The sequence below is a fragment of the Bacillus sp. MHSD_36 genome (genome assembly GCF_030757775.1).
Classification (GTDB): domain Bacteria; phylum Bacillota; class Bacilli; order Bacillales; family Bacillaceae_G; genus Bacillus_A.
On the sequence record NZ_JAVBIS010000002.1, the window covers coordinates 820,967 to 847,047 of the forward strand.

A 26,081-nucleotide genomic window follows, 5' to 3' on the forward strand; every position below is an offset into this window, starting at 1 on the left:
ACTAATCATACCATGTAATGGTGTGTTTTTGACCTAGTTTTTTTTAAAATTTCATGTTTCTTTCAATGCAATTGTAATCTTTCTCAATATTCCGTTTGGATTACCTCTCATCATCAAATGAATGCGCTAAAGGGCCTTCTTCCATATGAGATGTGAAATAAATTTTGCGCACAAGTGGTGGCTCAACAGAAATCGCATGCACATTCCCTTGCCTTACTGCTTGCTCTACTGACATTTCTGGTAGTAACGTGATACCAAGTCCAGCACCGACCATCGCAAGCATCGGTTCTGCATAAGAAGTTTCAAATGCAATGATTGGTTTCGCACCTATCCCATGAAACATATTCGTAATCATTTTTCTTACATCACAGATTTCTGGATATACGATTAACTTTTCATTTTGCAAATCTTCCATTCGGATTACTGTTTTCTCTTTATAAAGATGATCATTTGAAATGACACAAACAATTCTCTCTTCTCGTATTTCTTTTATACACGCAGCGCCTTCTACTACCGAATCGATGAACATCGCTTCAATTTTTCGTTCTTTAAAGAGCCCCATTAATACTTTCGTATGCTCAATTTTCCATTCTACTTCGAACTCTTTACCTAACACATTATTACATTTTGAAATATAATGTGCTGCTAAACTCGGCAATATGCCTATAGAAATTTTCCGCTTTTCTTGAAAATTTTTCATTTCGTCTTTCACTTCATATATGTGTTCCAAAATCGGTAACATCCTTTTTATAAATAACTCTCCAGCCTCTGTTAACTCCACTCCTTGCGCGGAACGCTTCAGTAAAGTAACCTCTAAATCCGCTTCTAATCTTTGAATTTGCTTACTAAGCGCCGGTTGAGAAATATGTAAAAGCTTACTCGCCTTCGATAAGCTTCGCGTATTCTTTACTTCAATAAACGATCGTACTGCCTCTAAATCCATCGTACACACCTCTAACAAAAAGTTATAACTGTCATAAAAAATCGATATTTCCTTCTATAAACAATTACTCTTTATACTTATTTCATCAACTTACTATAACGAAATGTAAAGGGGAAAGATACTCTTGGATAAAAAACAAATGCTACTTGGCTCCCTTCTATGCCTACTTGCCGTCACTTCTTGGGGGTTCATGTTTCCTGTCATGGCAAATGCCCTGCAGTTTATTGATCCGTTCTTTTTCACAACTATCCGATACGGATCAGCAGCTATTATTTTTCTTATTTTGCTACTCATCACTGAAGGGAAAACTTCACTCCGCTTAGAGAAAAGAACACTTTCTTTATTCTTTTACGGGACTGTCGGTTTCGCTGGATATGGTTTTCTCATTTTTTACGGTCAACAACTTGCCGGACCTGCTGGAGCCATCCATGCCGCGATGATTCAATCTCTTATGCCACTCATCGCTTTATTATTGCAGTGGATAACGAAAAACAAACGCCCACAAAACTATACATTCCTTTGTATGTTCGTTGCACTGCTCGGTGTTATGCTTGTCATTTCAAAGGGAAATGTTCACTTATTATTTGGAGCTGCCAGTCACCTCTCAACAAATATACTTATGCTATGCGGCGTTACTTGCTGGGTCATTTACACGAACGGCGGTGCTCGTTTTCACTCTTGGTCACCACTTAGGTACACGACGTTAACTTGTTTATTCGGCTCAATTTCACTTATCATCATTGTCACCTTCTTCACTTATACAAACATCGTTACTGTGCCGTCATTTCGTACAATTATGAGCGTTCGTTTTGAACTCTTGTATATGTCGATTATTGCAGGTGTTATCGCTGTATTTTGCTGGAACACAGGAAATCGCTATATTTCATCTATTAACGGCATATTATTTATGAATTTAGTTCCTGTACTTGCACTTATCGGTTCCATCTTTCGAGGTTATACAGTCGACAAAGTTGAAATTGCCGGAGCCTCATTAACAATTATCGCGCTATTATGCAACAATGTATGGCAAAGAAAAGAAAGCACAAAAATCCCCACCTCAGTTCGTTAGGTGGGGATTTCTCACATATGAACAGCTCTTGGCCATTCTTGGTACATATTCGTTATACATAATGTTTGTTCCATCCATTGTTCAATTTCTTTCGTGTACATTTCTAAGAAAAATGTCTCAGACGGAAAAGAATGCAGCACTTCTGATATATATTGCGGATATAAAAACGGCATATTCATCATGCCTTTTAATTGCGTCATAAACATTGTAAAAGATACCTTCTTAAACTCTCGTTTCATTTGTCCTTGCTTTATGATTTGCTCTATATAATATCTTTCTTTAGAAAAGTAAATCGTCATAACTTCGCGAATTAATGTTGTATCTAGTGAAAGCTCCCGGTAGAAGAAACGTGTCAGTTCCCTATTTTCAAATTGATATCGTAAAATCCCGCGCACCATTTGCACCATCACATCTTTAGCCGACAAATATTCTCTCTGTTCAAAGGACGTTTCAATCACATGAATATACCCTTCTAAAAAATTAGTAATAAGCTGCTCTAATAGGCCTTGCTTTCCAGCAAAATAATATGAAATATTCGCTACATTCACATCCGCTCGCTTTGCAATGTCTCGCACCGACGTTCCATCATAACCTTTCGTATTAAACAGCGATATTGCCGCATCAATTACTTTTTGTTTCGTCTGTTTCATGCGCTCACTTCCTCTCACTGAACAGCTATAGTGTAAATTTCTTGACTTTTAAGACAAATTCCTTTAATTTTCTATCGACAAAGTCATGTGAAATACATCGTATTTTGCTAATTTTTTACACATCTCGATAAAAAAGGGGCTGTTTCCATGTTTACAAAAGAAAGTTATGCAGGTTCTCGTGAAGAACAATACGAGACAGTAATTAAACAACTGGATGCATTATTAACCGGCGAATCAAACGTAGTCGCAAACTTATCAAATGCGTCCGCATTATTAAACCAATTTTTAGATCGTGTGAATTGGGTTGGCTTTTACGTAACAGAAGGAAATCAGCTTGTCCTTGGACCATTCCAAGGAATGCCTGCTTGCGTACGCATTCCATTTGGACGAGGTGTTTGCGGCGTTGCAGCTGAAACGAAAACAACGCAGCTTGTAGCAGACGTTCATCAATTCCCAGGACATATCGCTTGCGACAGCGCTTCAAATTCAGAAATTGTCGTACCAATCGTGAAAGAAGGAACTGTCATCGGTGTACTTGATATTGATAGTCCCGAAAAAAATCGCTTCGATGAAGTAGATCAGCGCTATTTAGAAAAGTTTGTGGAAACACTCCTAAAACATATGTAGAAAAAAAGAGCCAGTTATCAATTGCGTACATCACGTACGAAACCGATAGCTAGCCCTTTTTTTATTGATTACTAACAGTAGATATTTTCTTTAACGCTTGCTCTAAATCAGAAACAATATCCTCCCAAGATTCTAAACCGACAGATAAACGTATTAAATTATCATAAATACCCATTTCTTGTCTTAACTCAGCTGGAATCGCAGCGTGCGTCATCGTTGCCGGATGCTGAATTAACGTTTCTGTATCTCCTAAACTTACCGCAATTGTAATAAAGTGAAGGTCATTGATAAACGCTTGTGTCTCTTCTTTTCCGCCTTTAATTGAAAAAGAAATTACGCCGCCGCCCCGTTTCATTTGACGAGATGCTAACTCCCCTTCTGGATACCAAACACCTTCTACCGCATCATGATTTTTTAGGAACGATACAATTTTTTCTGCATTATCACAATGACGGTCCATCCTTACCGCTAACGTCTTTAATCCGCGTAACAATAACCATGCATCAAACGGCGCCATAATACCGCCGATATCTTTTCGCATCGGGCGAATTTTTTCAGCTAGCGCTTTCGTTTTACAAATTGTTACACCCGCCACAACATCGCCGTGACCGCCAATATATTTCGTCGCGCTATGCACAACTGCGTCACAACCAAGCTCCAGTGGTCTTTGTAAATAAGGTGAACAGAACGTATTATCAACAATGACAAATAAACCATGTCGCTTCGCAACCCGAATGACTTGTTTTAAATCGATTAATTTCATCGTTGGATTAATCGGTGTTTCAACGAAAATAAGCTTCGTATTTGGGCGAATCTTATTTTCAATATCAGCCTCTGTCTCCATATCACAAAACGAATGCGTAATCATAAATTTCTCTTCTAACACTTCTAAAAATCCATACGTGCACCCATATAATCCATTTGAACAAATAATATGATCTCCAGCCTTTAGAAAACCAATTAACGTTGCAGAAATAGCTGCCATACCGGATCCGAAAGCAAGTGCTTCTTCTCCTTCTTCTAACACCGCCATACGTTCTTCAAATAATTTTACAGTTGGATTTCCAAGTCTTGAATAAATATAAGATGGATCTACTCCCGCAAAACTCGCCTCTCCTTGCTGCGCAGTCTCAAATGTAAATGTAGACGTTTGAAATAAAGGTGGTGTTAAACTTCCTTTATGTTCCTCAGATGTATACCCGTGATGAATTAACGCTGTCTCCATATGCTTCTTTTTCATAAAAACATCCCCTTTTATGTTTTTACTGCCGCATATTCATCAACCAAAAATTAATGAACATTTTTTACTATATTTTATGTAAGCGTTTTATTTGTGTTTCTATCTCTTCTTTTATATCGTTTTAAATTCCTTCTTGTTCATTTCCAAAATTTATATGCATAAAACAAAAACGTACTCGCTTGACGAAACTCTGGGTAAAAGATATAATAGCGTTTGTGTAAAATAAAAAGGCAGCCTTGTAATGTGAGTTTATCGTTTGTATTTTGTTCCTCTACGGAGGTGTATCTCGTAACTCCCTGCTGCTGGAGCGAAGGTACATGAAAACAAAATGCCCGTAAATATCGATTACGTCTGTTTTTATTTTACGTAAATAAAAACATTTTTAAAGGAGGAGTCAACTATGGCTCGTTATACAGGTCCAGCTTGGAAACTGTCTCGTCGTCTTGGAATCTCTCTAAGCGGCACAGGAAAAGAATTAGAAAAACGCCCTTACGCACCAGGTCCTCACGGTCCTAACCAACGTAAGAAACTTTCAGAATACGGTTTACAATTACAAGAGAAACAAAAACTTCGTCACATGTACGGCATGACTGAGCGTCAATTCCGTCGCACATTTGACCAAGCAGGTAAAATGCCTGGTAAGCACGGCGAAAACTTCATGATCCTTCTTGAAGCTCGTCTTGACAACTTAGTTTACCGTATGGGCTTAGCTCGCACTCGTCGTGCAGCTCGCCAATTAGTAAACCACGGTCACATCATGGTTGATGGCGCTCGCGTAGATATCCCATCTTACCGTGTTAAACCTGGTCAAACTATCAGCGTTCGCGAAAAATCTAACAACCTTGTTGTTGTTAAAGAAGCGATCGAAGTTAACAACTTCGTACCAGAATACTTAACTTTCGATGCTGACAAATTAGAAGCTACTTACACTCGTCACGCTGAGCGTTCTGAGTTACCAGCTGAAATCAACGAAGCATTAATCGTAGAGTTCTACTCTCGTTAATCTCGGTACTCTGAAAAGAGTATTATTAAAAGCCTTAGGAACCTTGTTTATCAAGGGGCCTGGGCTTTTTTTATTGAATATAGCCGCTATATGTATAGAAACGGAACAATGTAACAAAACAAAATAAAACTTAACCCTCTCTCTAAAATTTCATCCATTTTTATCCACATTAATAAAAACCTACCCCCTTCTTCTAACACTTAAAAACACTACATTCTATCCCATAACTCATTTTTCTTTGCTGTACTCTCCTTTTCTTAACATTATTTTTACAACGTATTTATTTGTACATAATCTATACCTTCCCTTTTTCTATTTACATTCAACTAAAAAACCTCTTCATTACCAGATCATCCGAATGAGATTATAAAACTTAATGAAAGAGTACCTTTTTCGCTAAATAATTAGAATATTACATTTACAATCACTTCCTTAAATTGGTATTATTTTTCTTGTAAGGGGAGGGAAAGTTCATGTCTTTAAATATGTATCTCGGTGAAGTACAAGCTCAAACAGAAAGTATGAACGCTTTCTGTAACGCTACTATTCAAGGAATGGAACAAATTATTCATTCTATTAATGCTTTTGCATTGGATACTGTTCTACAAGGACAAACATATAGCAGTGCAAAAGCATATTTCTTACAAACCTTTCGTCCGTTAGCACAAGGAATCATTTACTTATGCGAAGAATTAATCCGTCAAAATGATGCTTTTCCAAGAGACTTTCAATCACAGGTAGCTTCTAGAGATGTTATCGAACAGGAGATATTAGAACAAATTCGAGAAATCGATCGAATGATAGCAAGTACAGAAGCGCTCAACCAAACTATGCCGATCCCAGGTATGGACGCTATGGTAAATCTTTTTACTGTCATGAGGCAAAAACTGCAAGAAAAATTAGAACATCTATATGAATTTAATTATACTTCTAGTAATAATTATGATACTGCACTCCAACTAGCCGCTAGCATTGCGACAGGTTTGGCGGAAGTTCAAAGTGGAAAAGGTTTTAGTCCTGTATCAGGAACATTTAGCACACAGGGATTAAATATGGAATGGATAACTTCCATTCAACAAATTACAGAGGAAACAGCTCGTGAAGCTGAAATAAAAAAAGAAATTGAAGAAATAATTGCTTTACGAGAACAAGAGGCCAATAGACCATGGTACGAAAAAACAGCTATCGGTACTTGGGAATTTATGAAAGAATTTTTTCAAGGCGCTGGCAGTGCGGCTTTCGAAAGCGTTATTGGATTAGAATCACCTGATAATGATGAATTAGAAAGCAAGTTAACTTATCAAGCGGGAAGGTTCATGGGAAATGTTATAGCAGGAGCGGCTTCCATTATAGAAATTCTAGAAGGCCTTACCGTCATAGGCGGCTCTAATTTTTTAACTCTAGTCGCAACAGTAGGAACTGGTGGATTAGCATCACCAATTGCTATTACGTTTGATGCAGCTGCTACAACGGCTGGAGTTAGTCTTGTTGGACATGGTGTATTTGTTGGGCGTAATGCAATTCAAAATGGTAAGGATACTCTTCAAAAAATCCAGTCTTCTTCTAGTGGTTCTGTTAGTGGAGTTAAGGGCTCAAGTGAGACTGCTAAAAATCTTTTAAAAGATGGTAAATTTATCGAATCTGATTTAGAATTAAGATACAAGCAATATTGTGATAGAAAAGCCAAAGAGGGGAAAGTCCCTAAAGACAGATTAGATTGGAAAGAAGCAAGTGATTATTGGACAAAAAATTCACCTATGGCAAGAGGAAATAGATTTAATTCAAAAGCAAGAGAAGAAGGTTGGTACGATTACCATGAATTACATTTAGAAAATCACAAAAGACTGGATTCGTATGACCCAATTTTTGAAGAAATCGTTTCAAGGAAAGCTACAGATTTACATAAAATAGACGAGGCAACATTTAGAACTTACTTGAACGAATTTAGGGATAAATATTCATCTGGCACTAAAATAAGATCAAATCAGTATCCTGAGTTAGATGGCCTAAAACTTAACGGAGACTATATTTTAGAGGTGCCAGCATCTAATAAAAACATTAAAAATATAGAAAAATATAAAGAGATAGCTGAAGAATACGGTGTAACATTAAGATTTAGGGAGGAATAATAATGAGCTTAAAATTAAAACCTGAAATAGAAACAGCACTAAAAAAAATTGACTTTGTTAATAGATACACAGAACTTTCTTCTTTTTCGAGAGAAAATTATGATGCCGAAGAAATCATTCCTAATCCCAATATTGAAGAAATTCAACAAATACTTGAAAAGCTAGGTTATAAATCAGTTTATGATAAAAAAGAAAAGTTTTTAAAAGTTGGAGAACTAGGTGATAAAAAAGAAAATTTATTTTATTTTAATATTGGTATTAAAGTAAACGTTCTGGACTTTACTTGGGTAGTTTATCATAATGATGAACTAAGATTAGGTAGTCCATGGAGTCTATATTCAAGACTTTTAATTTCTCCAGATACTAGAATTAAGCCCGTACTATTTAGCGATTATGACAGCTTAGAAAAAATTTTAAAAATTGCTTTAGGTATGTATGAAGATTTTAAACAAGAATTAATTCCTATCTATTCATAATTTTATATATAAGAAAGGCAATCTTATCTTATATATAAAAAAAGAAAATCCGACTCACAAGAGCCGGATTTTCTTTATGTATCTAGATTTGAGATGTTGTGCCTTGGAAACATGAATAAAGGGAGATGGTTTTATGCTAAGAAAATATTATTCAAAAAACAATCATTTACAACCATTTTTTGAGGAAGTTAATAAATATGTAGATGGCATTCACACCCTAAACAATGGAATTAACTTAGAAGATATAACAAGCCTTCAAAATGAACTTAACATTCAAATTCCTGATATATATAAAGATTTTCTCCAAGTGTGTAATGGTGGAGAATTATTTATACCTGGAACAGTCCTATCAGAAATTCATACAACTGCTCGGGGTCAAAAACATCGTGGTGGCTCCTATCTAAATGATTCGTTTAAAAAAGAACGAAGACCGACAAAGATGCCAGACATGTATTTAATCATCGCAGATTTAAACTATGGTGACTCGATATGTATAGACTTAGAATTAAGCAATGGATACGATGCAACGGTAATACAATGGGATAGGGAGACTCAAAGCTTTTCTAGATCATGGAATGGTTTGGTGGAATGGTTAATGGATACCTTAGACGAAGGATCATTACTAGTAGATTATGATGGTAATGAAAAAGATTTAGACTTTTAACATGAATAGTAAAAGTGGAGCCACAAGAATTAATTCCTATTTATTCATAATTTAAAAAGCTACCGAAGACAACTAAAACAGTTACTTCGAGTAGCTTTTATTTATATATATTAAAGTTATTTATTTTCCTCTTTTTGAACATATACATAAGCATCTTTCTGCTCTTTATGTACATCCACCTTTGAATTCTCTGCAAGCTGACCCGCGTTTAGCAAAGAAAAAATAATGAGCGCTTCTAGTGACATTTTGTTTTACCACTCCTTTCTAGTTGTTATACATTTATCATACCGCTTACATGTGATTTCCGTATGAACTCGAAAAGGAGATTACAACAAAAAGATTACAGAAATATGAATGCACGCTATAATAACCATAAAATAGGAGGTTGATTCATTTTGACAATAAACCAAATGGTTCAATTGGGTAGTGCATGTATGCTATTTATTACTTCCGCACTTATTAATTGGTATCAAGGGAGTAATTTAATAGATAATCCTGATGAATGGAAATATAGCGCTAAGTTTACGAATTTCTTTAAAGGCACCGTTTCAAATTACGAAGATATTTATCAAATCGACTTCTTTATATATGCAGCAAAATTTTATCCAGTAGCATTTATTGTTATGCTCATTAGCTTACTTTATATGCTCGTATTAATTCTTCATATTCTATTTACAAGAACTCGTAAGGTAATCTAAATTCATGCATAAAAACCCCGAATCATAAACTTTTCAGCCTACAATTCGGGGTACTATTTGTTTATATTCGTTTCTAATTAGTAACGAATTAAGAAATATTTCTTTTTACCGCGGCGAATGATTGTGAATTTACCTTCGATGCGGTCTTTTTCTGTTACAACGTAGTCTAATGCTTGTGTACGCTCACCGTTTACGTAGATTGCACCATTCGTTACATCTTCACGTGCTTGACGTTTTGATGGAGAGATTTTGCTTTCTACAAGTAAGTCGATTAATACTGTATCTTCTGCAGTACGTTCTACAGATGGTACGTCTTTGAATCCTTGCTCGATTTCGCTTGCAGTCAGTTCTGCTACAGAACCGCTGAATAATGCAGCTGAAATTTTGATCGCTTGCTCTAATGCTTCTTCACCGTGAACAAGTTTTGTCATTTCTGCACCTAATGCTTTTTGTGCTGCACGTTTTTCTGGTGCTTCAGCTACTTGCTTCTCAAGCTCAAGAATTTCTTCATGAGATAAGAATGTGAAGTATTTTAAGTATTTAACAACGTCGCGGTCATCTGTGTTAATCCAGAATTGGTAGAACTCGTAAGGAGTTGTTTTCTCTGGGTCTAACCAAATTGCGCCGCCTTCTGTTTTACCAAACTTCGTACCGTCAGATTTCGTAACTAGTGGAATTGTTAAACCGAATGCTTTCGCATCTTCTTCCGATTTACGGATTAATTCAAGACCAGCTGTAATGTTACCCCATTGGTCACTACCACCGATTTGCAAGCGGCAATTATGGTTTTGGTATAAGTTTAAGAAGTCGTATGATTGTAAAATCATGTAACTAAATTCAGTGAATGAAATACCAGTATCTAAACGAGATGCTACTGTATCTTTTGCTAACATATAGTTTAAACCGAAGTTTTTACCGATATCGCGTAAGAATGAAATGACATCTAAGTTACCAAGCCAGTCATAGTTGTTAGCCATTGTTGCTGGGTTGTCCACGTTTTCAAACTCTAAGAAGTTTGAAAGTTGGTTTTTAATGCTTTCTGTATAGTAAGCAACTGTATCTTTTGTATTTAATGTACGCTCCGCTTTTTTACCACTTGGGTCACCGATCATACCAGTACCACCGCCAACAAGTGCGATTGGTTGGTGACCAGCTAATTGGAAACGGCGTAACATTAACACTGGTAACATATGACCGATGTGTAAGCTATCCGCTGTCGGATCGAAACCACAGTATAATTTAACGCTTTCTTTTTCTAATAATTGCTCAAGTCCCTCAGCATCTGTTTGCTGATTAATTAGACCGCGAAATTCAAGATCTTGTAAAATACCCATATCCTACATACTCTCCTTTAAGTTCATTACTGGCGTGAAGGTTGAAAACATAAAAAAATCGCCCCTTCAAATAAGGGACGATTTTGATTATCGCGTTACCACCCTAGTTGCAGGCCAAAAAAGCCTACCACCTTATTTACATAACGGCTTAGCACCGTCTTTTCCCTTTTGAATACAATTCAATCGAAAAAAGATGCTCTAGGGGCGTAATTCGCGATCATCTATGTGCTGATTTTCACCGGCCATCAGCTCTCTAAAACAGGGAAATGATCACTACTTCTCCCTTTCCACGCTCAATTATTCATATACTTTTCTTTATACCATCATTTATATAGGCGTGTCAAATAGAGGTCGGGTTTCTCTTCTTCCCAATCCTTTATAACGTCGCAAAGAGTATCGTAATAAGAGAAATAACCGGAACCCCAACTAATAACGATACGTGAAACACAACTGATAAATCATTCCCAATCATCGCCTCTACAGGATCTTTCGCTGGAGAACCAAGAAATCCGATTAATCGATCGAAGTGACTTACCGTTTTTGGAAAGTCCGGTACTTCTACATGGTCACTATCTAAATGCTGTCTTAATTTATATTCACTCTTAAAGGGATTTCCGCTCAATTTCATCCACCTCCAGCAATTGTTTTAATTTCTTTATCCCGTTATGAAGTCTCGACTTCACTGTTCCAATCGGAATGTTTAATATCTCTGCAATCTCTTTCTGCTGCATATCATGATAATAAGAAAGAATAAGGACAGCTCGCTGTTCTTCCGGAACTTTCAAAATTGCTTCTCTTACTGTGAGCCGATCTTCGTGAGAAAATTCTTTTTCCGGAATCGACACTAAAAATGGCAAAAGCGTACGCCACTTTTTTCTTCTGTTTAATTTATTAATCATAAGACGATAACCAATTTGAAATAAATACGTTTTTATTTTTCCTTTTTCAAGTTCATACATATGTTTCTTACGCTCTAACGTCAAAAACGTATCTTGCACGAGATCGATACTTAATTGTTCATCTCGGTTAAATCGATATAAAAATGTGTATAGCGCTGGTTTGATCAAAACATATAGTTTTTCCCCAGCCTGCTTATCTCCACTTTGATACGCAAGCATGAGCTCCTCCTCAATCCCAATCTGCGCCATGATTTTTGATCTCCTTTATTCCTTTTAACGTTAATGAAATGCGGGAAATTAAATAGCAACTTGCGACAATAATCCATACTTGTGATTGATTCGTAAAAAATTGAACATAGGGGTTTTGTATTGTCTGTCCCGTTGAAACTAAAATGTTTAATGCTTGCACACATATGCACGCATACACTGCAAGACAAACCGAAATCGTATCAAATACATTCCAGCGAAAATACACTTTTGTTTTCTTAAAATCAATTTTATATCTATTTTTCCTTACTATATGTTTTCTATCAAACGGAATAATGATGGAAAACATAACAATCATCATGACCCCAGCTGTAATCATTGATACTTTAAAACCGATTAGCATCGGTAAGAAAAGACCACAAGAAAATACGACTATAATTCCAATTAAGGCAAAAGTAAGAAGTAATTTATTAGACATAAAAAAGCCTCCCTCATCTATTCTTTCATAAGTGTATACAGACGAGGAAGGCACTTCGTTCAAATATTATTTTATTTTTTTAATAATCTTTGCAGGATTTCCGCCAACTACTACATTATCAGGCACATCTTTCGTTACAACAGCACCAGATGCGATCACCGCGTTGTCTCCAATTGTGACACCTGGATTAATAATCGCTCTTCCGCCAATCCATACGTTATCGCCAATTGTAACTGGTTTTCCGTATTCTAATCCGCTTATGCGTTCTACTGGATCAAGCGGGTGTGTTGCTGTATAAATGTGAACACCTGGAGCTAACATACAGTTCACTCCGATTGTCACCGGGCATACGTCTAAAATTGTACAATCAAAGTTCGCGTAAAAATTTTCGCCAACATGAATGTTATAACCGTAATCACATCTAAAAGAAGATTCAAGATGAATGTTATCTCCAGTCGTTCCGAATAGTTCTTTTACGATTTCGCTACGCTCTTTTAATTGTACTTCTGGCGTTTCATTTAATTTTCTCGTTAATATACGAGCTTGCTCCCTCTCTTGAACTAAAACTGGATCAGCTGGTATGTACATTTCGCCTAGTATCATCTTTTCTTTTTCTGTTTTCATTTTATTATCCCCTTTAACTCGTATATATAAGTTTATGATACCATAAAAAAAGAAAGGTCTGAACATATTACTTGTTCAGACCTTTCTTTCTTAATCCTCCATCGTCGATAAGTCACCTGTTGGTAAGTTTAACTCCCACGCTTTTAATACGCGGCGCATAATTTTACCACTTCTCGTTTTCGGTAATTTATCTCTAAATTCAATTTGTCTTGGCGCTGCATGAGCTGCTAGGCCTTTCTTTACAAATTGACGAATTTCTTCTTTTAATTCTTCAGATGGTTCGTATCCTGCTCGAAGCGCGATAAATGCTTTAATGATTTCTCCGCGCACCGGATCAGGAATACCAATTACACCGGCTTCTGCAACAGCAGCATGCTCGATTAATTTACTTTCTACTTCAAACGGACCAACGCGCTCGCCTGATGTCATAATTACATCATCAATGCGTCCTTGGAACCAGAAGTATCCATCTTCATCCATATAAGCAGAGTCACCTGATACGTACCAGTCTCCCGGCATAAAGTAAGATTCATATTTTTGCTTGTTATTCCAGATTCCACGCATCATCGCTGGCCAACCTTTACCAATTGCTAAGTTACCCATTGTGTAAGGAGGCACTTCATTTCCTTCATTATCAACAATCGCTGCTTTCACACCTGGAATTGGTTTACCCATTGAACCTGGACGGATTTCCATACAAGGGTAGTTACAAATAACTTGTCCACCTGTTTCTGTCATCCACCATGTATCATGAATGCGAAGTCCAAATGCGTTCATACCCCAGCGAATTACTTCTGGGTTTAACGGTTCACCAACGCTTAATACGTGGCGCACTTGTGATAAATCATATTTTTTAATTGCATCTTGTCCAGCACCCATTAACATACGGAACGCCGTTGGTGCACTGTACCAAACTGTTACACCGTAATCTTGCAGCGCTTCATACCACGCTTCTGGACTAAAGCGTCCGCCTAAAATAACATTTGATGCCCCAACTAACCACGGTGCGAAAATACCGTAAGCTGTTCCAGTTACCCAGCCTGGGTCAGCTGTACACCAATATACATCATCTTCTTTTAAATCTAATACCCATTTCGCCGTTTGATAGTGCTGAACCATTGCGTTTTGTGCATGAAGCACACCTTTTGGCTTACCAGTAGAACCAGACGTGTAATGTAGAATCAAACCGTCTTCACGGCCTAACCATTCGATATGTAATTCTTTTGAAGCTTGTTCGAATAAAGGATTGAACGCTACTGTTTTACCGCCTTCTTCTACATGATCTCCAACAAGGAAGACTGTTTTTAAAGCCGGTAAATCATTTAATGGTACACGCTCTAACAATTCAGGCGTTGTAATTAACACCTTCGCTTCGCTATCTTCTAAACGATCGCGAACTGCACCTTCCATAAATGCTTCAAATAACGGACCTACGATTGCCCCTAATTTCACTGCACCTAAAAGTGCAAAATATAACTCTGGGGAACGCGGCATAAAAATAAAAACGCGATCGCCTTTTTCTACATCGCCATAATTTTTCAGGACGTTTCCTGCTTTATTAGAAAAATCCTTCATTTCCTTAAATGTATACTTCTCTTTTCGCGATCCATCTTGATAATAAAGGGCTACTTTATTCTTTCGAGCGGATTTCGCATGCTTATCAATTGCCTCATACGCCATATTTACTCGGCCTGTCTCATTCCAAGTAAAGCTTTTATTAACCTCTTCCCAGTTAAAATTCGCGTATGCCTCATCATAATTCGGCAAATTATTTTCTCCTTTAATGACAGGAAGCGTTTCTACTTTCATACTTTACATCCCCCTCCTATGTATTCTATTATCTATTATAATAACATTATTTAAAATTTTCAGTATATTTGTTGATTTTTAGACAAATTTTTAATGACAAATTTCGATTCACATCGCATATATTATAAAGTACGATATGAATAGATTCACAAACCCTCAAGGTGGTGAGCAATACATTGATTCATAAAAAAATATATAATGCTAGAAACTTAAAAACAGCGAAAGGCACTTTAATTATTGAAGGGCCTGTCTCTACACATAACTTAGAAATGTATGAATTTCATCCAGACTTAATTGCGTTTCGTCCTGCCGAGCAGCAATATAAAGCAATTGTCGAAATTTCTAAATTGCCAGAAGCTCGTCTCATTATTGCTAGACATGACCAAACGATTGTTGGATATGTTACATACTTATATCCTGATCCACTTGAACGATGGTCAGAAGGAAAGATAGAAAACTTAATTGAACTCGGGGCGATTGAAGTTGTCCCTGCCTTCCGCGGTTGCGCTGTCGGAAAGAACTTATTAGAGGTTTCAATGATGGACGACCATATGGAAGATTACATTATATTGACGACTGAATATTATTGGCACTGGGATTTAAAACAAACAGGCTTAAATGTTTGGGAGTACCGCAAAGTAATGGAAAAAATGATGAATGCTGGCGGGTTACAATGGATGGCTACAGATGATCCTGAAATTTGTTCGCACCCCGCTAATTGTTTAATGGTCCGCATCGGTAAACGCGTTGATACAGATTCTATTCAAGCATTTGATCGTCTACGTTTTCACAATCGTTTTATGTATTAATAAAGGGGGCAACTGGAATGATTGTAGAAGAAATTATGAATCAAGATGTAGTGACACTACATCCAAACGATACAATCGAAACAGCAATCCGAACGATACGCACGAAAGGCATTCGGCACATTCCAATTGTCGATCAAAATAATCACGTCGTAGGCATTATTTCTGATCGGGATGTAAGAGATGCAAGTCCGTCTATTTTAGATGAACAAGTTTCACTCGATATGCTGAAGCAACCGCTTGAACTCATTATGAAACATCCTGTTATGACTTGCCATCCTCTCGATTTCGTTGAGGAAATTGCTACTTTATTTTTTGAAAATAAAATTGGCTGTCTTCCTGTTACAAAGGCTGGAAAGTTAGTTGGAATTATTTCTGAATCTACTGTGCTGCACACGTTAGTGAAATTAACAGGAGCACATCAACCAAGTTCACAAATTGAAATTCAAGTAAAAAACGAACCTGGTATTCTCGGAAAAGTCGTTGCTATTTTTAGTGAGTTACAAATCAATATCGTGAGCGTTCTCGTCTACCCAGCAAAAGATGAGAATGATAAAGTACTCGTTTTCCGCATTCAAACGATGAATCCGCTAAAAGTGATTGATGCACTTGAGGCAGAAGGCTACCGTGTATTATGGCCGAACATTATGGGGATGCAAGCATGAGTAGCGTGTTTATTTATTCGGATGACTTTCGGGGCTATTCGTTTAGCCCTGATCATCCTTTTAACCAACTGCGCGTCACACTTACATATGATTTATTACAAAAGGGCGGTTTTATCTCTCCTTCCCAAATCATCCCACCACGGATGGCTACAGATGAAGAGATCGCCTACGTTCATACAGAGGAGTACATAAATGCGGTAAAACGTGCTGGAGAAGGTAAGTTAGAAAAATCAATTGCGATGACATATGGACTCGGAACAGAAGATACACCGATGTTTCCAAATATGCACGAAGCAAGCGCATTACTCGTTGGCGGTACGTTAACTGCTGTCGATGCTGTTCTTTCCGGGAAAGTAAAACACGCGCTTAATTTAGGCGGCGGCTTACATCACGGCTTCCGCGGCAAAGCATCTGGCTTTTGTATTTATAACGATAGTTCCATCGCAATGAAATATATTCAGAAGAAATACGGTTTACGCGTCTTATATATTGATACAGATGCTCATCACGGTGATGGTGTACAGTGGTCATTTTATGATGATCCTAACGTATGCACCATTTCACTACATGAAACCGGGCGCTATTTATTCCCTGGAACTGGCGCTGTAAATGAACGCGGACAAGGGAATGGCTATAGTTATTCTTTTAACGTTCCACTCGATGCTTTTACAGAAGACGAATCTTTCTTAGATTCATATCGAACTGTCGTAAAAGAAGTTGCAGCCTACTTTAAACCGGATATTATTTTAACGCAAAACGGTGCTGACGCACATTATTACGACCCACTTACACACCTTTGTGCGACGATGAATATTTACCGTGAAATACCGAAGCTCGCTCGCGAAATCGCTAACGAATATTGCGAAGGTCGCTGGATCGCTGTCGGCGGCGGTGGCTATGACCACTGGCGCGTCGTCCCAAGAGCTTGGGCACTCATTTGGCTCGAAATGAACAACATCCAAAACATCTCAGGTTATCTCCCTCCAGAATGGATTGACGCTTGGAAAGGACAAGCAGAAACAGAACTTCCCCTCACATGGGAAGATCCAGACAACATGTATAAACCTATCCCCCGTAAACCAGAAATCGAAGAAAAGAATGCATTAACTGTAGCGAAATCCCTTGAAATTATTCGGAATAATATGAAAAAATCTTTGTACTAAACGAAAAGGAGGCTCGTTTTTGAATAGCCTCCTTTTATTTAAAGCTTGCTATTATTGTCGATTTCTGTTGGTAAGTCGATATATTTTAATAATCGCTGATATATTTCAAGTTGCGCCGATATATTTTGATAATCGCTGATATATTTTGAGTTGCGCCGATATATTCTAATAATCACTGATATATTTTTATGTACTAACGGACTTTATGAGGAAAGGTCGTAATATTATGTGGACACAACAAATGATCCACACGAAACGTGGCACATTCGAGCTTTTTACTAAAGGCAGTGGCGAACCGCTTTGCATTACACATCACTATTCACAATTTAATGAGACTGGTGATTACTTTGCGGATGTTTTCACTTCTACGCATCGTGTATTCCTCATTAATTTACGCGACACTGGTAACTCTGCAAAAGCCAATTCTGAAAAAGAATTAAGTATGCTTGAAACAATTCACGATTTAGAAGCTATACGAGAAGCTTTACAACTTCCAATATGGCATTTCGCCGGTCATTCAACAGGTGGTATGCTTGGACTTTTATATGCAATTACCTATCCAAATTCCTTACAATCATTAGTCGTCGTTGGAGCGGCAGCAAGTAACTATACCGAAACACCATTTTGCATTTATCACCCAGAACATCCACAGTTTCATTATATGCAACAGCTCATCGAAAACTTAAAAACCCCTCAACTTACAAGTGAAGAACGGGAAGAACTAGCTACTAAGAGAACAAAATTATCATTGTATAAACCAGAAAACTACAACTCTTATTTTTGTAAATCAATTGTAAAAACAATGTCCGCTATTCGGATGAATGCTTTTGCCAATGAATATCCGTCATTTGATTTAAGAAAGCATTTACCATCCATCCAAATAAAAACACTTATTATATGCGGAAGATATGATGTGCAGTGCCCGATTCAATATTCTATCGAGATGCATAAGAGTATACGTAATTCTATCTTTGTGACATTTGAAGAGAGTAACCATTATCCTTTTTTAGAAGAAGCTGCTCAATTTATTTCTACTACTCAAACATTTTATAAATCGTTACAACCGTTATTATTAAGGAAAGCTCACAGCCTCTATAAGAGACTATGAGCTTTTGCAAAAGAAATGTTTCACACTAGAAACAACAAGCAGAACAAAAAAATCATTAAACCTAAATCAAGTAATACTGCCTTTTTATCTCCTTCTTTTATACTCATCATAAAATTAGAAATTATTTTAATTCCAAAAAAGACCATCATAAATAACCCACCGAAATGATCATTTGTAGAATCTTCATCATAAAACATTTGTATTGCACCTATTAATAATAAAACAAGTATAATATTAATCCCGATTCTTAAAGTCTTGTTTGATTTATTATTTTTTACTGTATGCCCCAAAATGTAGCACGCCCTCTCATACTCTCCTATGTGTATTTCTTTATATTTTAACATAAATTACCTATTCCTCCCTTTCATTCGAATAACATAAAAAAACCTGCCAATTACTCGGCAGGTACATTACACGTTAAAACGATAACCAGCTCCCCACACTGTTTCAATGTATTGCGGGTGGGCAGGATCTCTTTCAATTTTTTCACGTAGCTTTCTTATGTGAACGACAACAGTAGCTAAATCGCCAGCGGAATCTAATCCCCAAATGCGTTCAAATAACTGTTCTTTATTTAATACTTGGTTTGGATGCGTTACAAAGAATGTTAATAAATCAAATTCCTTCGTTGTAAACGCAATTTCTTCATTGTTTATAAAAACTTTTCTTGCTCGCTGATCAATAGAGATTCCGTGAATATATAACGTATCGCGTTGCTTACTTACATTTCCTGATAATCTTTCATAACGAGAAATATGTGCTTTTACCCTTGCGACTAATTCACTTGGGCTAAACGGTTTCGTTATATAATCATCCGCCCCTAAACCGAGCCCGCGAATTTTATCTATATCTTCTTTCTTCGCTGAAACAAGTAAAATCGGAATATCTTTTACAGCACGTATTTGTTTACAAATCTCAAATCCGTTCATCTTCGGAAGCATAATATCTAAAATAATTAAATCGTAGTCTTCTTGCAAGGCCATTTGTAAACCTATTTCTCCTGAATGCTCTACGTCAACTTGAAAATCACTAATTTCTAAATAATCTCGCTGTAATTCTGCAATACTTACTTCATCTTCTATTAGTAATATTCTTTTCAATTTACTCACCACATTTCTCTACTTTTTCCAATGAGAAGAATATGCTTGTGCCTTTCCCAAGCTTGCTTTCCGCCCAAATTTCCCCGCCATGTTCTTCAACAATTTGCTTCGCTATCGCTAAGCCAAGTCCACTTCCACCTGTGCTAGAATTTCTCGATTGCTCTGCACGATAAAAACGTTCAAAAATATACGGAAGTGTATCCGATTCAATACCTGATCCGTTGTCCATTACTTTCACAATCACTTTATTGTTATCAATCGATACTGCTACAGTAATTTCCTTTTCTTCTTTATCCATGTATTTCACACTATTATGAATTAAATTCGATATCACTCTATTGATCTTTTCGCAATCAGCCGTTACATATAGTGGTGATGCATGTAATTGTAAGTTAACCTCTATACCTTCTTTACTTAAATCCATCTGCATCTCTTCTATTAATTCTTGCATAAACGTATTTAATTCAACAGTTTCAAACTGAAAGGGAACTCGATTCAAATCGAGCTTCGAAAATAAAAATAGTTCGTCAATGAGTGTATCCATATGTCTTGCTTTCGTATGAATAGTCGTTAAGTACTTATCCATTTTTTCAGGCGTATTTGCGACTCCATCTTTTATACCTTCCACATATCCGATAATAGATGTAATGGGTGTTTTTAAATCATGAGAGATGTTTGAAATGAGTTCTTTTCGATTTTCTTCATACTGCGTTTGCATCTCTATCGATTCTTTTAACTTCTTCCTCATTTCCTCAAACCCTTGATTTAATTGCCCTATTTCATCGTGCGATGTAACTGGTATTTGAAAATCTAAATTTCCTTCTTTAATTTTCTCAGTCGCATCTTTCAATACAAAGATTGGTTTTATGACACTTCTTGAGACGAGGTAACTTAATAATCCAATAAGCAAAACGGCTAACAGTAAAAGTGCTACGAACAAAATCGGAAATAATTTTTGTGTAAGATCTACAAATGAACTTTGCTTCTTTAATACAAATATACTCCCCTCTTCTTCCTGAGGAAAATAAAAATCAAACTTTACATATCGATAAAATGTATCGCCTAATTCTGTTGTACCACGACTATTAATATTTGCTGATTCAAATTTTGGAAGGGCTTCTTTTAAAGATACACTTTCAAATATTTTTGTAGCATAAGAAATGGTTTCTCCTTTTCTTACAACTATTTTCACCCCTTCTTTTTCAAGTGATGAAACGAACGATTCATCTAATAGTTGAGATTGATGTTTCTTTGCAGCCGACTTCAACTCAATATAGACATTCTCTTCTTCTGGTGTAAGCGGCTTTTGAATGTAAGAACTTTTATAGAAATTTTTCACTGCTTCCAAGTCACCTGTTATCGCAAAAACGATTAAAAATCCCGCAACTAATATAAGCGTAATAGAAACGAGAATGACAGCAATATAAGAAAATAAAAACCTTGTTTTAATAGACATATGTTACATCCTCACTTTATCAAACCTTATTATTTATAAGCATAGAAATATATGTTCAAATACTCAAGCGATTTTATAGTAATTTTAGCGTCAGTTTATAAAAATTTAATGTTCTTATTCTACAGTTGAAATTAGGAGGTTGAGGTTCCATGTTCAAAAAAACAGTAAGCATGATCTGTTGCCTAATTTTTTTGCAAAGATGCTCGCAAGAACAAGAAGTTAAAAAGGAGATGACAAACATGGAGACAGCGCTACTAACAGCTACTGAGAAACAAGAAACGAATACTGTTATATCTTTACTCAAAAAAGGGGCTGACATAAATATAACGGACAATAAAGGACGTACTCCTCTTATGATTGCTACATACAAGAATGATGTAAAAACCGCAAAAGCACTAATCGAAGCTGGTGCTAACGTAAATATCAAAGATGATATGAAAAATAATCCCTTTCTATACGCTGGCGCTGAAGGTTACTTAGATATTTTAAAACTAACGATCGATGCTGGCGCAGATCCATCACTTACGAATCGTTACGGCGGAACAGCTCTTATCCCCGCCTCAGAACATGGCTATATCGATGTTATTAACGAACTCCTCACCCGGACATCTATTGATGTTAACCATATAAATAATCTCGGATGGACTGCTTTAATGGAAGCAATCGTACTAAGTAACGGAGATGAAACACAACAACAAGTCATTCGCCTTCTTATTGAGCACGGTGCGGATGTAAATATTCCCGACAACGATGGCGTTACCCCGCTAGAGCATGCTCGCGCTCATAATTTTGAAGAGATAGAGAAGATTTTGTTAGAAGGGAATAAGTAAAAAATCCGAAGTATTTATTACTTCGGATTTTTTACTTATTATTGATAACAATAGGCACCTGAAACGAAACAACTGTTCCTTTTCCAAGCTCACTTTTTATTTCTAATCCAGTTCCGTATAACTGTTTTAATCTTGCATCTGTATTCAATAAACCAATTCCTTGTTTTTGATTTGGTTTTTTCACTAATATTTCTTTTATTTTTTCCTCTGTCATCCCTACCCCATCGTCAGCAATTGAAATGTTTATAAATCCATTCTCACTCTCGACTTTTATATGTATGCTCCCACCTACTGCTTTTTTCAATATACCGTGGCGCACAGCATTCTCTACTAACGTTTGAATAGAAAACGGTGGTACGAAACATTCTATTCCATCTTCAACTTCTAGCACGCTTTGTATTCGCTTTCCAAATCTTTCTTTTTCAATATAAAGATATGATTGAAGTAAATCTAACTCTTGTTGTATAGGAATGCTTTCCGCTAAAACTTCTTCACCAAAACTAGCTCTTAAATATGTTCCAAACTCAACAATTAATTTTTCCATTCTAACAATATCAATTTCACTTAAAGCAGCAATCGTATTTAGCGTATTAAAGAGAAAATGTGGTTGAATTTGCGCTTGAAGCCAAGCACCTTCCATTCTTACCCGTTCATGAATGGATTTCCTTAACTCTGTTAACGCATTAATTCTTACTTTTAATTCTAAAGCATCAACAGGTTTTACAATATAATCATTCGCCCCGGAGAGAAACCCTGTATAAATATCTTCAGGCTGAGATCTAGCGGTTAACAATATAATAGGCAATTCTGAAATAGAATACTGCTCACGAATCATTTTCGTTAATTCGTAACCTGACATTTTCGGCATCATAACATCAACTAATACCATATCCCATTCTATATTTAAACGTTCTAAAACTTCTCTTCCTGTCGTAACCGTTTCAAGTTCATATTCATCTTGTGGCAATATACTTTTCAATACTTTTAAATTAACAGGGTCATCATCGACAGCAAGAATTCTTATTCTATTACTAACTCTATAATTCTTTGTTTCAAGTAGGTTTAATTCTACTACTTTTTCAATTTTTTTCTTAGAAACAATTGGTACCCTTTCATTTTCAACCAACGGTAATGTAAATGTAAACCTTGAACCTTTATGCAAAACAGATGTAACAGTGAGTGTTCCACCATGCATCTCCACTAATTGTTTACAAATACTTAATCCAAGTCCAAATCCACCACTTTCTTCATAAGAACTGTTACCTTGTTCATAAGGAAGAAAGATTCGGTGTTGCGTTTCTTTATCAATTCCGATACCTGTATCTGTCACATGAATAACCGCATAATTATTTCTTTCTTCCACATCAATTGTAATAACGCCTTCATCCGTAAATTTCACTGCATTATGAAGTAAGTTAAATAAAATTTGAATAAGACGGTTTTGATCAGCAAATACAAAGGGGAAGCGTTCAGGAATATTAGCTATAATTTGTAATTTCTTTTCTTCACCGATAAACTTTTGCATATCAATTACCATTGTAATAATTGGTTGCAAATCAACCGGCCTTTTATGAATCGCTATCTCTTTTTGCTCCATCCTTGTAACATCTATTAAGTCGTTCAATAAATATGACATACGTCTTCCTATCGTCATTAATAATTTCAAATGTTGTTTATTGTTTTCTTTTATTAATTTTTCTTCATCTATAACGCTTTGAGCAATATTAATCATCCCATGTAACGGATTTCTAAGTTCGTGTGCTGTATTTGCCAAAAAACGATCTTTACGAGAATGTTCCTCTTTTAATTTTCTAATTAGTTTCATATTCTCATCACTCGTATGAAAAAAACGAACAAACCAAAAGGTAGAAAATGTAATAAACGCAATAATTAAATCTACAGGATAAAAATTCGGATCAAATATAAGTAGTAAATTTGTAGGGGAATAATACAAGTTACATACTCTCATAATACATTCAATTACAAAAACAATATATTTTTGCAAGCTTGCCCATAAAACACTCGATGTTGCACTAATGGCAGCAAAAAATAGAAACAAAGAACTTTGTTTCCCACTTTTTATCGCTTGAAAAATGATACCAGCTATAGTTAAAAACGGAATAATTAATGCGAAAAACAAGAAAATAGAACACTTACGAATAATTGTGTATGGGGCTAGTAAAATAAAAATCAAATATATCCCACATAGAGCTATTATAATATGAGCTATTCTAATATTGTATTTTATCCCAAAGAGAGATCGTATAAACAGCAAGAAAAACATCGCTAGTCCTGCATAAGAAATATAAGCAACTTTTATATATGTTTCAAAATTTATATCTACCCAATTGAAAATAACCCTATCATCGCTAATTAAAACTGAAATTCCAGCTAAAAAACTGGCAATAGCAAAATATATACTCTCCAATTTCTTTGGTCTTATTAAAAAGAGTATAAATGCATAAATACTATGTAAGAACATAACTACAGCAACCACAACTTGCAAATAAATTATATTTAAATGATCAGCTAAAATAGCTTCTTGCGTTCCAAAGCGTATCCCTTTCACAATCCCACCTTTAGTAGCTTCGTAAGAGTTATTTTCAACTGCTATAAGAAGTTGAATCATCCCTTCCTTATCAGGTTCTATCATCAAAACCGTCGGATACAAGCTAGACCTATCCATTTTTTTTACGTTAGATACATTTCCTCTTGTTTCAATTAATTTTCCATTCACATAAAGAGAAAAACTACTATTAATATCTCGAACCTTCAAAGCATATTTTCCTTTAGGATTACTCACATGAATTGATAATGCATACGTACCACGTTCTTTATAATCATCAATTTTCGAAACTTTTCCAGACCATTTACTAGGAACCTCAATCCATTCCCTTTTTTCAATAGAATTATTTTTCAGTCGGTCTGGATTTAATAAAACATTTGGATAAAAAGCCCATTCCCCGTTTAATATAACAATATTCTTTTCATCAAATTTAAATTTCACTAAATTTAAATTCCCACTTTGAACAACTGGTTGATGAATATAAAAAGAATTTTTAAACCATATGAGACGAAGGCTAATGATAAAAATAATAAATAAAAATACAATGTATAACATTTTTCTTTTAGACATATCGGAAACCTCATTTATAGTAAATAAGTATTGATTTATTATTGTGAACTGTTTCTACCTTGCAAATTCACTACTTATCTCCTACATTTATTCAATTATCTTCTTATAAAACCTCCTTACTATTTTTTCTCCATCTTCTATAAATAAGAATTAAGATAATAACTACAATAATTAATACGCCTATCATTTGTTTTCCTAATAAAGGTGATGTAGACTTATTTATAATTTCTTTTTCTTTTAATTCGAAAGGTACTCTTTCTCCTCTAACTAGCAATCTATGTGTATTCACTCCATACGGTGTACATGTAACTAACGTAACGTAATCTTTGTCTTTTACAACTAATAGATCATTTATCTCATTTGGGAGTACAACCTTTATTTGATCAACCTTATAAGCAAGCACCTTATTTAACGAATGTATATAAAAAGTATCTCCTTGCTTCACTTGATCTAAATCTGTAAATAATAAAGCAGAAGGTAAACCACGATGTCCCGTTAAAATAGCGTGCGTACTTTGGCCCCCTACCGGTAAAGATGAAGCCTTAATATGGCCCACTCCACGGCTCAAAACATTTTCAGATGTACCAGCATAAATGGGAAGCTTAACATCAATTGTAGGAATTTCAATATACCCCATGCTTTCGCCTACATTTAAAATATCTGCGTACGAATGTTCGCTTTCTTCACTTCCTTTTTTATTAAACGGATCCGAAAATGATTGTGAAGTCGTCTGGACATTTTTATTATGTTCATTCGCTTCTTTCCCTCTTCGTTCAATTTCTTTTTGCTGAAGTTCTTTCACTTTTTTATCATACGAACTAACTGCTGAGTAATGTGCCCTCGTCGCTAGCCAATTACTAACTGTCGGATACAAGAAAATACAAAGTCCCAATAAAAAAATGATGCCAAATATAATATTTCGTTTCATCATATCCTCCTCTAAAAAATACTAATGGCGAAAAAAGAG

27 protein-coding genes and 1 other annotated feature are annotated in these 26,081 nt (G+C 35.9%); of the genes, 12 read left to right on the forward strand and 15 right to left on the reverse strand.

The window, feature by feature from the left end:
• Positions 1–100: 100 nt before the first annotated feature.
• Complete coding sequence (locus Q9B79_RS12385; RefSeq protein ID WP_306184571.1) at positions 101–943, reverse strand: LysR family transcriptional regulator; 843 nt, start codon at positions 941–943, stop codon at positions 101–103.
• A 124-nt stretch (positions 944–1,067) separates the two neighbouring features.
• Here Q9B79_RS12385 and Q9B79_RS12390 point away from each other — a divergent pair, with 124 nt between their 5' ends.
• On the forward strand, positions 1,068–2,012 hold the full coding sequence (locus Q9B79_RS12390) for a DMT family transporter (RefSeq protein ID WP_306184573.1): 945 nt from the start codon (positions 1,068–1,070) through the stop codon (positions 2,010–2,012).
• A gap of 11 nt (positions 2,013–2,023) precedes the next feature.
• On the opposite strand, the gene refZ is transcribed toward Q9B79_RS12390, so the two are convergent.
• Positions 2,024–2,662: a forespore capture DNA-binding protein RefZ gene (gene refZ / locus Q9B79_RS12395; protein ID WP_306184575.1), complete on the reverse strand. Its 639-nt coding sequence runs from the start codon at positions 2,660–2,662 to the stop codon at positions 2,024–2,026.
• Between the two features lie 147 nt (positions 2,663–2,809).
• Here refZ and Q9B79_RS12400 point away from each other — a divergent pair, with 147 nt between their 5' ends.
• A complete protein-coding gene (locus tag Q9B79_RS12400) occupies positions 2,810–3,289 on the forward strand; it encodes a GAF domain-containing protein (protein WP_016085948.1) in 480 nt (159 codons plus the stop codon).
• 61 nt (positions 3,290–3,350) lie between these two features.
• Here Q9B79_RS12400 and megL read toward each other — a convergent pair whose 3' ends face one another.
• Complete coding sequence (gene megL, locus Q9B79_RS12405; protein WP_306184578.1) at positions 3,351–4,529, reverse strand: methionine gamma-lyase; 1,179 nt, start codon at positions 4,527–4,529, stop codon at positions 3,351–3,353.
• Positions 4,530–4,929: 400 nt separating this feature from the next.
• Between megL and rpsD the strand changes: the two genes are divergently transcribed.
• The 4 genes from rpsD to Q9B79_RS12425 all read left to right on the forward strand — a co-directional run bounded on the left by rpsD (position 4,930) and on the right by Q9B79_RS12425 (position 8,801).
• On the forward strand, positions 4,930–5,532 hold the full coding sequence (gene rpsD, locus Q9B79_RS12410) for a 30S ribosomal protein S4 (RefSeq protein ID WP_000135312.1): 603 nt from the start codon (positions 4,930–4,932) through the stop codon (positions 5,530–5,532).
• A gap of 473 nt (positions 5,533–6,005) precedes the next feature.
• Positions 6,006–7,661 carry a T7SS effector LXG polymorphic toxin gene (locus tag Q9B79_RS12415; protein ID WP_306184580.1) on the forward strand — a complete coding sequence of 552 codons (1,656 nt, stop codon included), beginning with the start codon at positions 6,006–6,008 and terminating at the stop codon, positions 7,659–7,661.
• A 2-nt stretch (positions 7,662–7,663) separates the two neighbouring features.
• Positions 7,664–8,137, forward strand: coding sequence for a hypothetical protein (locus tag Q9B79_RS12420; RefSeq protein WP_002199161.1), 474 nt, complete (start codon positions 7,664–7,666; stop codon positions 8,135–8,137).
• A 133-nt stretch (positions 8,138–8,270) separates the two neighbouring features.
• Positions 8,271–8,801 (forward strand): SMI1/KNR4 family protein, encoded by a 531-nt coding sequence (locus Q9B79_RS12425; protein WP_306184583.1) that lies wholly within the window; start codon positions 8,271–8,273, stop codon positions 8,799–8,801.
• A gap of 116 nt (positions 8,802–8,917) precedes the next feature.
• Here Q9B79_RS12425 and Q9B79_RS12430 read toward each other — a convergent pair whose 3' ends face one another.
• Entirely contained in the window at positions 8,918–9,046 is a 129-nt protein-coding gene (locus tag Q9B79_RS12430) for a hypothetical protein (RefSeq protein WP_000050944.1), read from the reverse strand.
• Between the two features lie 150 nt (positions 9,047–9,196).
• Here Q9B79_RS12430 and Q9B79_RS12435 point away from each other — a divergent pair, with 150 nt between their 5' ends.
• Positions 9,197–9,499, forward strand: coding sequence for a YjdJ family protein (locus Q9B79_RS12435; protein ID WP_306184586.1), 303 nt, complete (start codon positions 9,197–9,199; stop codon positions 9,497–9,499).
• A 77-nt stretch (positions 9,500–9,576) separates the two neighbouring features.
• Here the strand turns inward: Q9B79_RS12435 and tyrS are convergent, their stop codons facing one another.
• The 6 genes from tyrS to acsA form a co-directional block, all read right to left on the reverse strand.
• Complete coding sequence (gene tyrS / locus Q9B79_RS12440; RefSeq protein WP_306184588.1) at positions 9,577–10,833, reverse strand: tyrosine--tRNA ligase; 1,257 nt, start codon at positions 10,831–10,833, stop codon at positions 9,577–9,579.
• A 70-nt stretch (positions 10,834–10,903) separates the two neighbouring features.
• Positions 10,904–11,132, reverse strand: a binding site (T-box leader).
• Positions 11,133–11,209: 77 nt separating this feature from the next.
• Positions 11,210–11,455 carry a hypothetical protein gene (locus Q9B79_RS12445; RefSeq protein ID WP_306184590.1) on the reverse strand — a complete coding sequence of 82 codons (246 nt, stop codon included), beginning with the start codon at positions 11,453–11,455 and terminating at the stop codon, positions 11,210–11,212.
• Entirely contained in the window at positions 11,436–11,981 is a 546-nt protein-coding gene (locus Q9B79_RS12450) for an RNA polymerase sigma factor (RefSeq protein ID WP_306184592.1), read from the reverse strand. Before Q9B79_RS12450 ends, Q9B79_RS12445 begins: the two co-directional genes overlap by 20 nt.
• Positions 11,962–12,417, reverse strand: coding sequence for a hypothetical protein (locus Q9B79_RS12455; protein WP_306184594.1), 456 nt, complete (start codon positions 12,415–12,417; stop codon positions 11,962–11,964). The genes Q9B79_RS12450 and Q9B79_RS12455 overlap by 20 nt, the downstream gene beginning before the upstream one ends.
• Before the next feature lie 66 nt (positions 12,418–12,483).
• Positions 12,484–13,041, reverse strand: a complete 558-nt coding sequence (locus tag Q9B79_RS12460) for a maltose acetyltransferase domain-containing protein (RefSeq protein ID WP_042514614.1) — start codon at positions 13,039–13,041, stop codon at positions 12,484–12,486.
• 90 nt (positions 13,042–13,131) lie between these two features.
• Positions 13,132–14,850 (reverse strand): acetate--CoA ligase, encoded by a 1,719-nt coding sequence (gene acsA / locus Q9B79_RS12465; protein WP_306184596.1) that lies wholly within the window; start codon positions 14,848–14,850, stop codon positions 13,132–13,134.
• Positions 14,851–15,026: 176 nt separating this feature from the next.
• On the opposite strand from acsA, the gene acuA reads away from it, so the two are divergent.
• From acuA to Q9B79_RS12485, 4 genes are all read left to right on the forward strand, one after another.
• A complete protein-coding gene (gene acuA / locus Q9B79_RS12470; protein ID WP_061680131.1) occupies positions 15,027–15,659 on the forward strand; it encodes an acetoin utilization protein acetyltransferase AcuA in 633 nt (210 codons plus the stop codon).
• A gap of 17 nt (positions 15,660–15,676) precedes the next feature.
• Positions 15,677–16,321, forward strand: a complete 645-nt coding sequence (locus Q9B79_RS12475; protein ID WP_000634568.1) for an acetoin utilization AcuB family protein — start codon at positions 15,677–15,679, stop codon at positions 16,319–16,321.
• A complete protein-coding gene (acuC, locus tag Q9B79_RS12480; RefSeq protein WP_306184599.1) occupies positions 16,318–17,484 on the forward strand; it encodes an acetoin utilization protein AcuC in 1,167 nt (388 codons plus the stop codon). The genes Q9B79_RS12475 and acuC overlap by 4 nt, the downstream gene beginning before the upstream one ends.
• Before the next feature lie 205 nt (positions 17,485–17,689).
• Entirely contained in the window at positions 17,690–18,592 is a 903-nt protein-coding gene (locus Q9B79_RS12485) for an alpha/beta fold hydrolase (protein WP_306184601.1), read from the forward strand.
• A 20-nt stretch (positions 18,593–18,612) separates the two neighbouring features.
• Here the strand turns inward: Q9B79_RS12485 and Q9B79_RS12490 are convergent, their stop codons facing one another.
• The 3 genes from Q9B79_RS12490 to Q9B79_RS12500 form a co-directional block, all read right to left on the reverse strand.
• Positions 18,613–18,882: a hypothetical protein gene (locus tag Q9B79_RS12490; protein ID WP_306184817.1), complete on the reverse strand. Its 270-nt coding sequence runs from the start codon at positions 18,880–18,882 to the stop codon at positions 18,613–18,615.
• Between the two features lie 120 nt (positions 18,883–19,002).
• On the reverse strand, positions 19,003–19,692 hold the full coding sequence (locus Q9B79_RS12495; protein WP_306184603.1) for a response regulator transcription factor: 690 nt from the start codon (positions 19,690–19,692) through the stop codon (positions 19,003–19,005).
• A gap of 1 nt (position 19,693) precedes the next feature.
• A complete protein-coding gene (locus Q9B79_RS12500) occupies positions 19,694–21,148 on the reverse strand; it encodes a sensor histidine kinase (protein ID WP_306184605.1) in 1,455 nt (484 codons plus the stop codon).
• A 149-nt stretch (positions 21,149–21,297) separates the two neighbouring features.
• Here Q9B79_RS12500 and Q9B79_RS12505 point away from each other — a divergent pair, with 149 nt between their 5' ends.
• A complete protein-coding gene (locus Q9B79_RS12505) occupies positions 21,298–21,978 on the forward strand; it encodes an ankyrin repeat domain-containing protein (protein ID WP_306184607.1) in 681 nt (226 codons plus the stop codon).
• 31 nt (positions 21,979–22,009) lie between these two features.
• Here Q9B79_RS12505 and Q9B79_RS12510 read toward each other — a convergent pair whose 3' ends face one another.
• Complete coding sequence (locus tag Q9B79_RS12510; protein ID WP_306184608.1) at positions 22,010–25,114, reverse strand: hybrid sensor histidine kinase/response regulator; 3,105 nt, start codon at positions 25,112–25,114, stop codon at positions 22,010–22,012.
• A gap of 103 nt (positions 25,115–25,217) precedes the next feature.
• Positions 25,218–26,042, reverse strand: a complete 825-nt coding sequence (locus Q9B79_RS12515; RefSeq protein WP_306184610.1) for a class C sortase — start codon at positions 26,040–26,042, stop codon at positions 25,218–25,220.
• Positions 26,043–26,081: the final 39 nt, after the last annotated feature.

Excerpts from the sequence above, each read along its gene's own strand:
- rpsD (WP_000135312.1), top strand. The coding sequence starts at position 4,930 with ATGGCTCGTTATACAGGTCCAGCTTGGAAACTGTCTCGTCGTCTTGGA.
- Q9B79_RS12430 (WP_000050944.1), bottom strand. The coding sequence starts at position 9,046 with ATGTCACTAGAAGCGCTCATTATTTTTTCTTTGCTAAACGCGGGTCAG.
- acsA (WP_306184596.1), bottom strand. The coding sequence starts at position 14,850 with ATGAAAGTAGAAACGCTTCCTGTCATTAAAGGAGAAAATAATTTGCCG.
- Q9B79_RS12385 (WP_306184571.1), bottom strand. The coding sequence starts at position 943 with ATGGATTTAGAGGCAGTACGATCGTTTATTGAAGTAAAGAATACGCGA.
- Q9B79_RS12505 (WP_306184607.1), top strand. The coding sequence starts at position 21,298 with ATGTTCAAAAAAACAGTAAGCATGATCTGTTGCCTAATTTTTTTGCAA.
- Q9B79_RS12485 (WP_306184601.1), top strand. The coding sequence starts at position 17,690 with ATGAGGAAAGGTCGTAATATTATGTGGACACAACAAATGATCCACACG.
- Q9B79_RS12455 (WP_306184594.1), bottom strand. The coding sequence starts at position 12,417 with ATGTCTAATAAATTACTTCTTACTTTTGCCTTAATTGGAATTATAGTC.
- tyrS (WP_306184588.1), bottom strand. The coding sequence starts at position 10,833 with ATGGGTATTTTACAAGATCTTGAATTTCGCGGTCTAATTAATCAGCAA.
- acuC (WP_306184599.1), top strand. The coding sequence starts at position 16,318 with ATGAGTAGCGTGTTTATTTATTCGGATGACTTTCGGGGCTATTCGTTT.
- refZ (WP_306184575.1), bottom strand. The coding sequence starts at position 2,662 with ATGAAACAGACGAAACAAAAAGTAATTGATGCGGCAATATCGCTGTTT.
- Q9B79_RS12425 (WP_306184583.1), top strand. The coding sequence starts at position 8,271 with ATGCTAAGAAAATATTATTCAAAAAACAATCATTTACAACCATTTTTT.
- Q9B79_RS12515 (WP_306184610.1), bottom strand. The coding sequence starts at position 26,042 with ATGAAACGAAATATTATATTTGGCATCATTTTTTTATTGGGACTTTGT.
- Q9B79_RS12500 (WP_306184605.1), bottom strand. The coding sequence starts at position 21,148 with ATGTCTATTAAAACAAGGTTTTTATTTTCTTATATTGCTGTCATTCTC.
- Q9B79_RS12460 (WP_042514614.1), bottom strand. The coding sequence starts at position 13,041 with ATGAAAACAGAAAAAGAAAAGATGATACTAGGCGAAATGTACATACCA.
- Q9B79_RS12400 (WP_016085948.1), top strand. The coding sequence starts at position 2,810 with ATGTTTACAAAAGAAAGTTATGCAGGTTCTCGTGAAGAACAATACGAG.
- Q9B79_RS12475 (WP_000634568.1), top strand. The coding sequence starts at position 15,677 with ATGATTGTAGAAGAAATTATGAATCAAGATGTAGTGACACTACATCCA.
- Q9B79_RS12450 (WP_306184592.1), bottom strand. The coding sequence starts at position 11,981 with ATGGCGCAGATTGGGATTGAGGAGGAGCTCATGCTTGCGTATCAAAGT.
- Q9B79_RS12510 (WP_306184608.1), bottom strand. The coding sequence starts at position 25,114 with ATGTCTAAAAGAAAAATGTTATACATTGTATTTTTATTTATTATTTTT.
- Q9B79_RS12415 (WP_306184580.1), top strand. The coding sequence starts at position 6,006 with ATGTCTTTAAATATGTATCTCGGTGAAGTACAAGCTCAAACAGAAAGT.
- Q9B79_RS12420 (WP_002199161.1), top strand. The coding sequence starts at position 7,664 with ATGAGCTTAAAATTAAAACCTGAAATAGAAACAGCACTAAAAAAAATT.
- megL (WP_306184578.1), bottom strand. The coding sequence starts at position 4,529 with ATGAAAAAGAAGCATATGGAGACAGCGTTAATTCATCACGGGTATACA.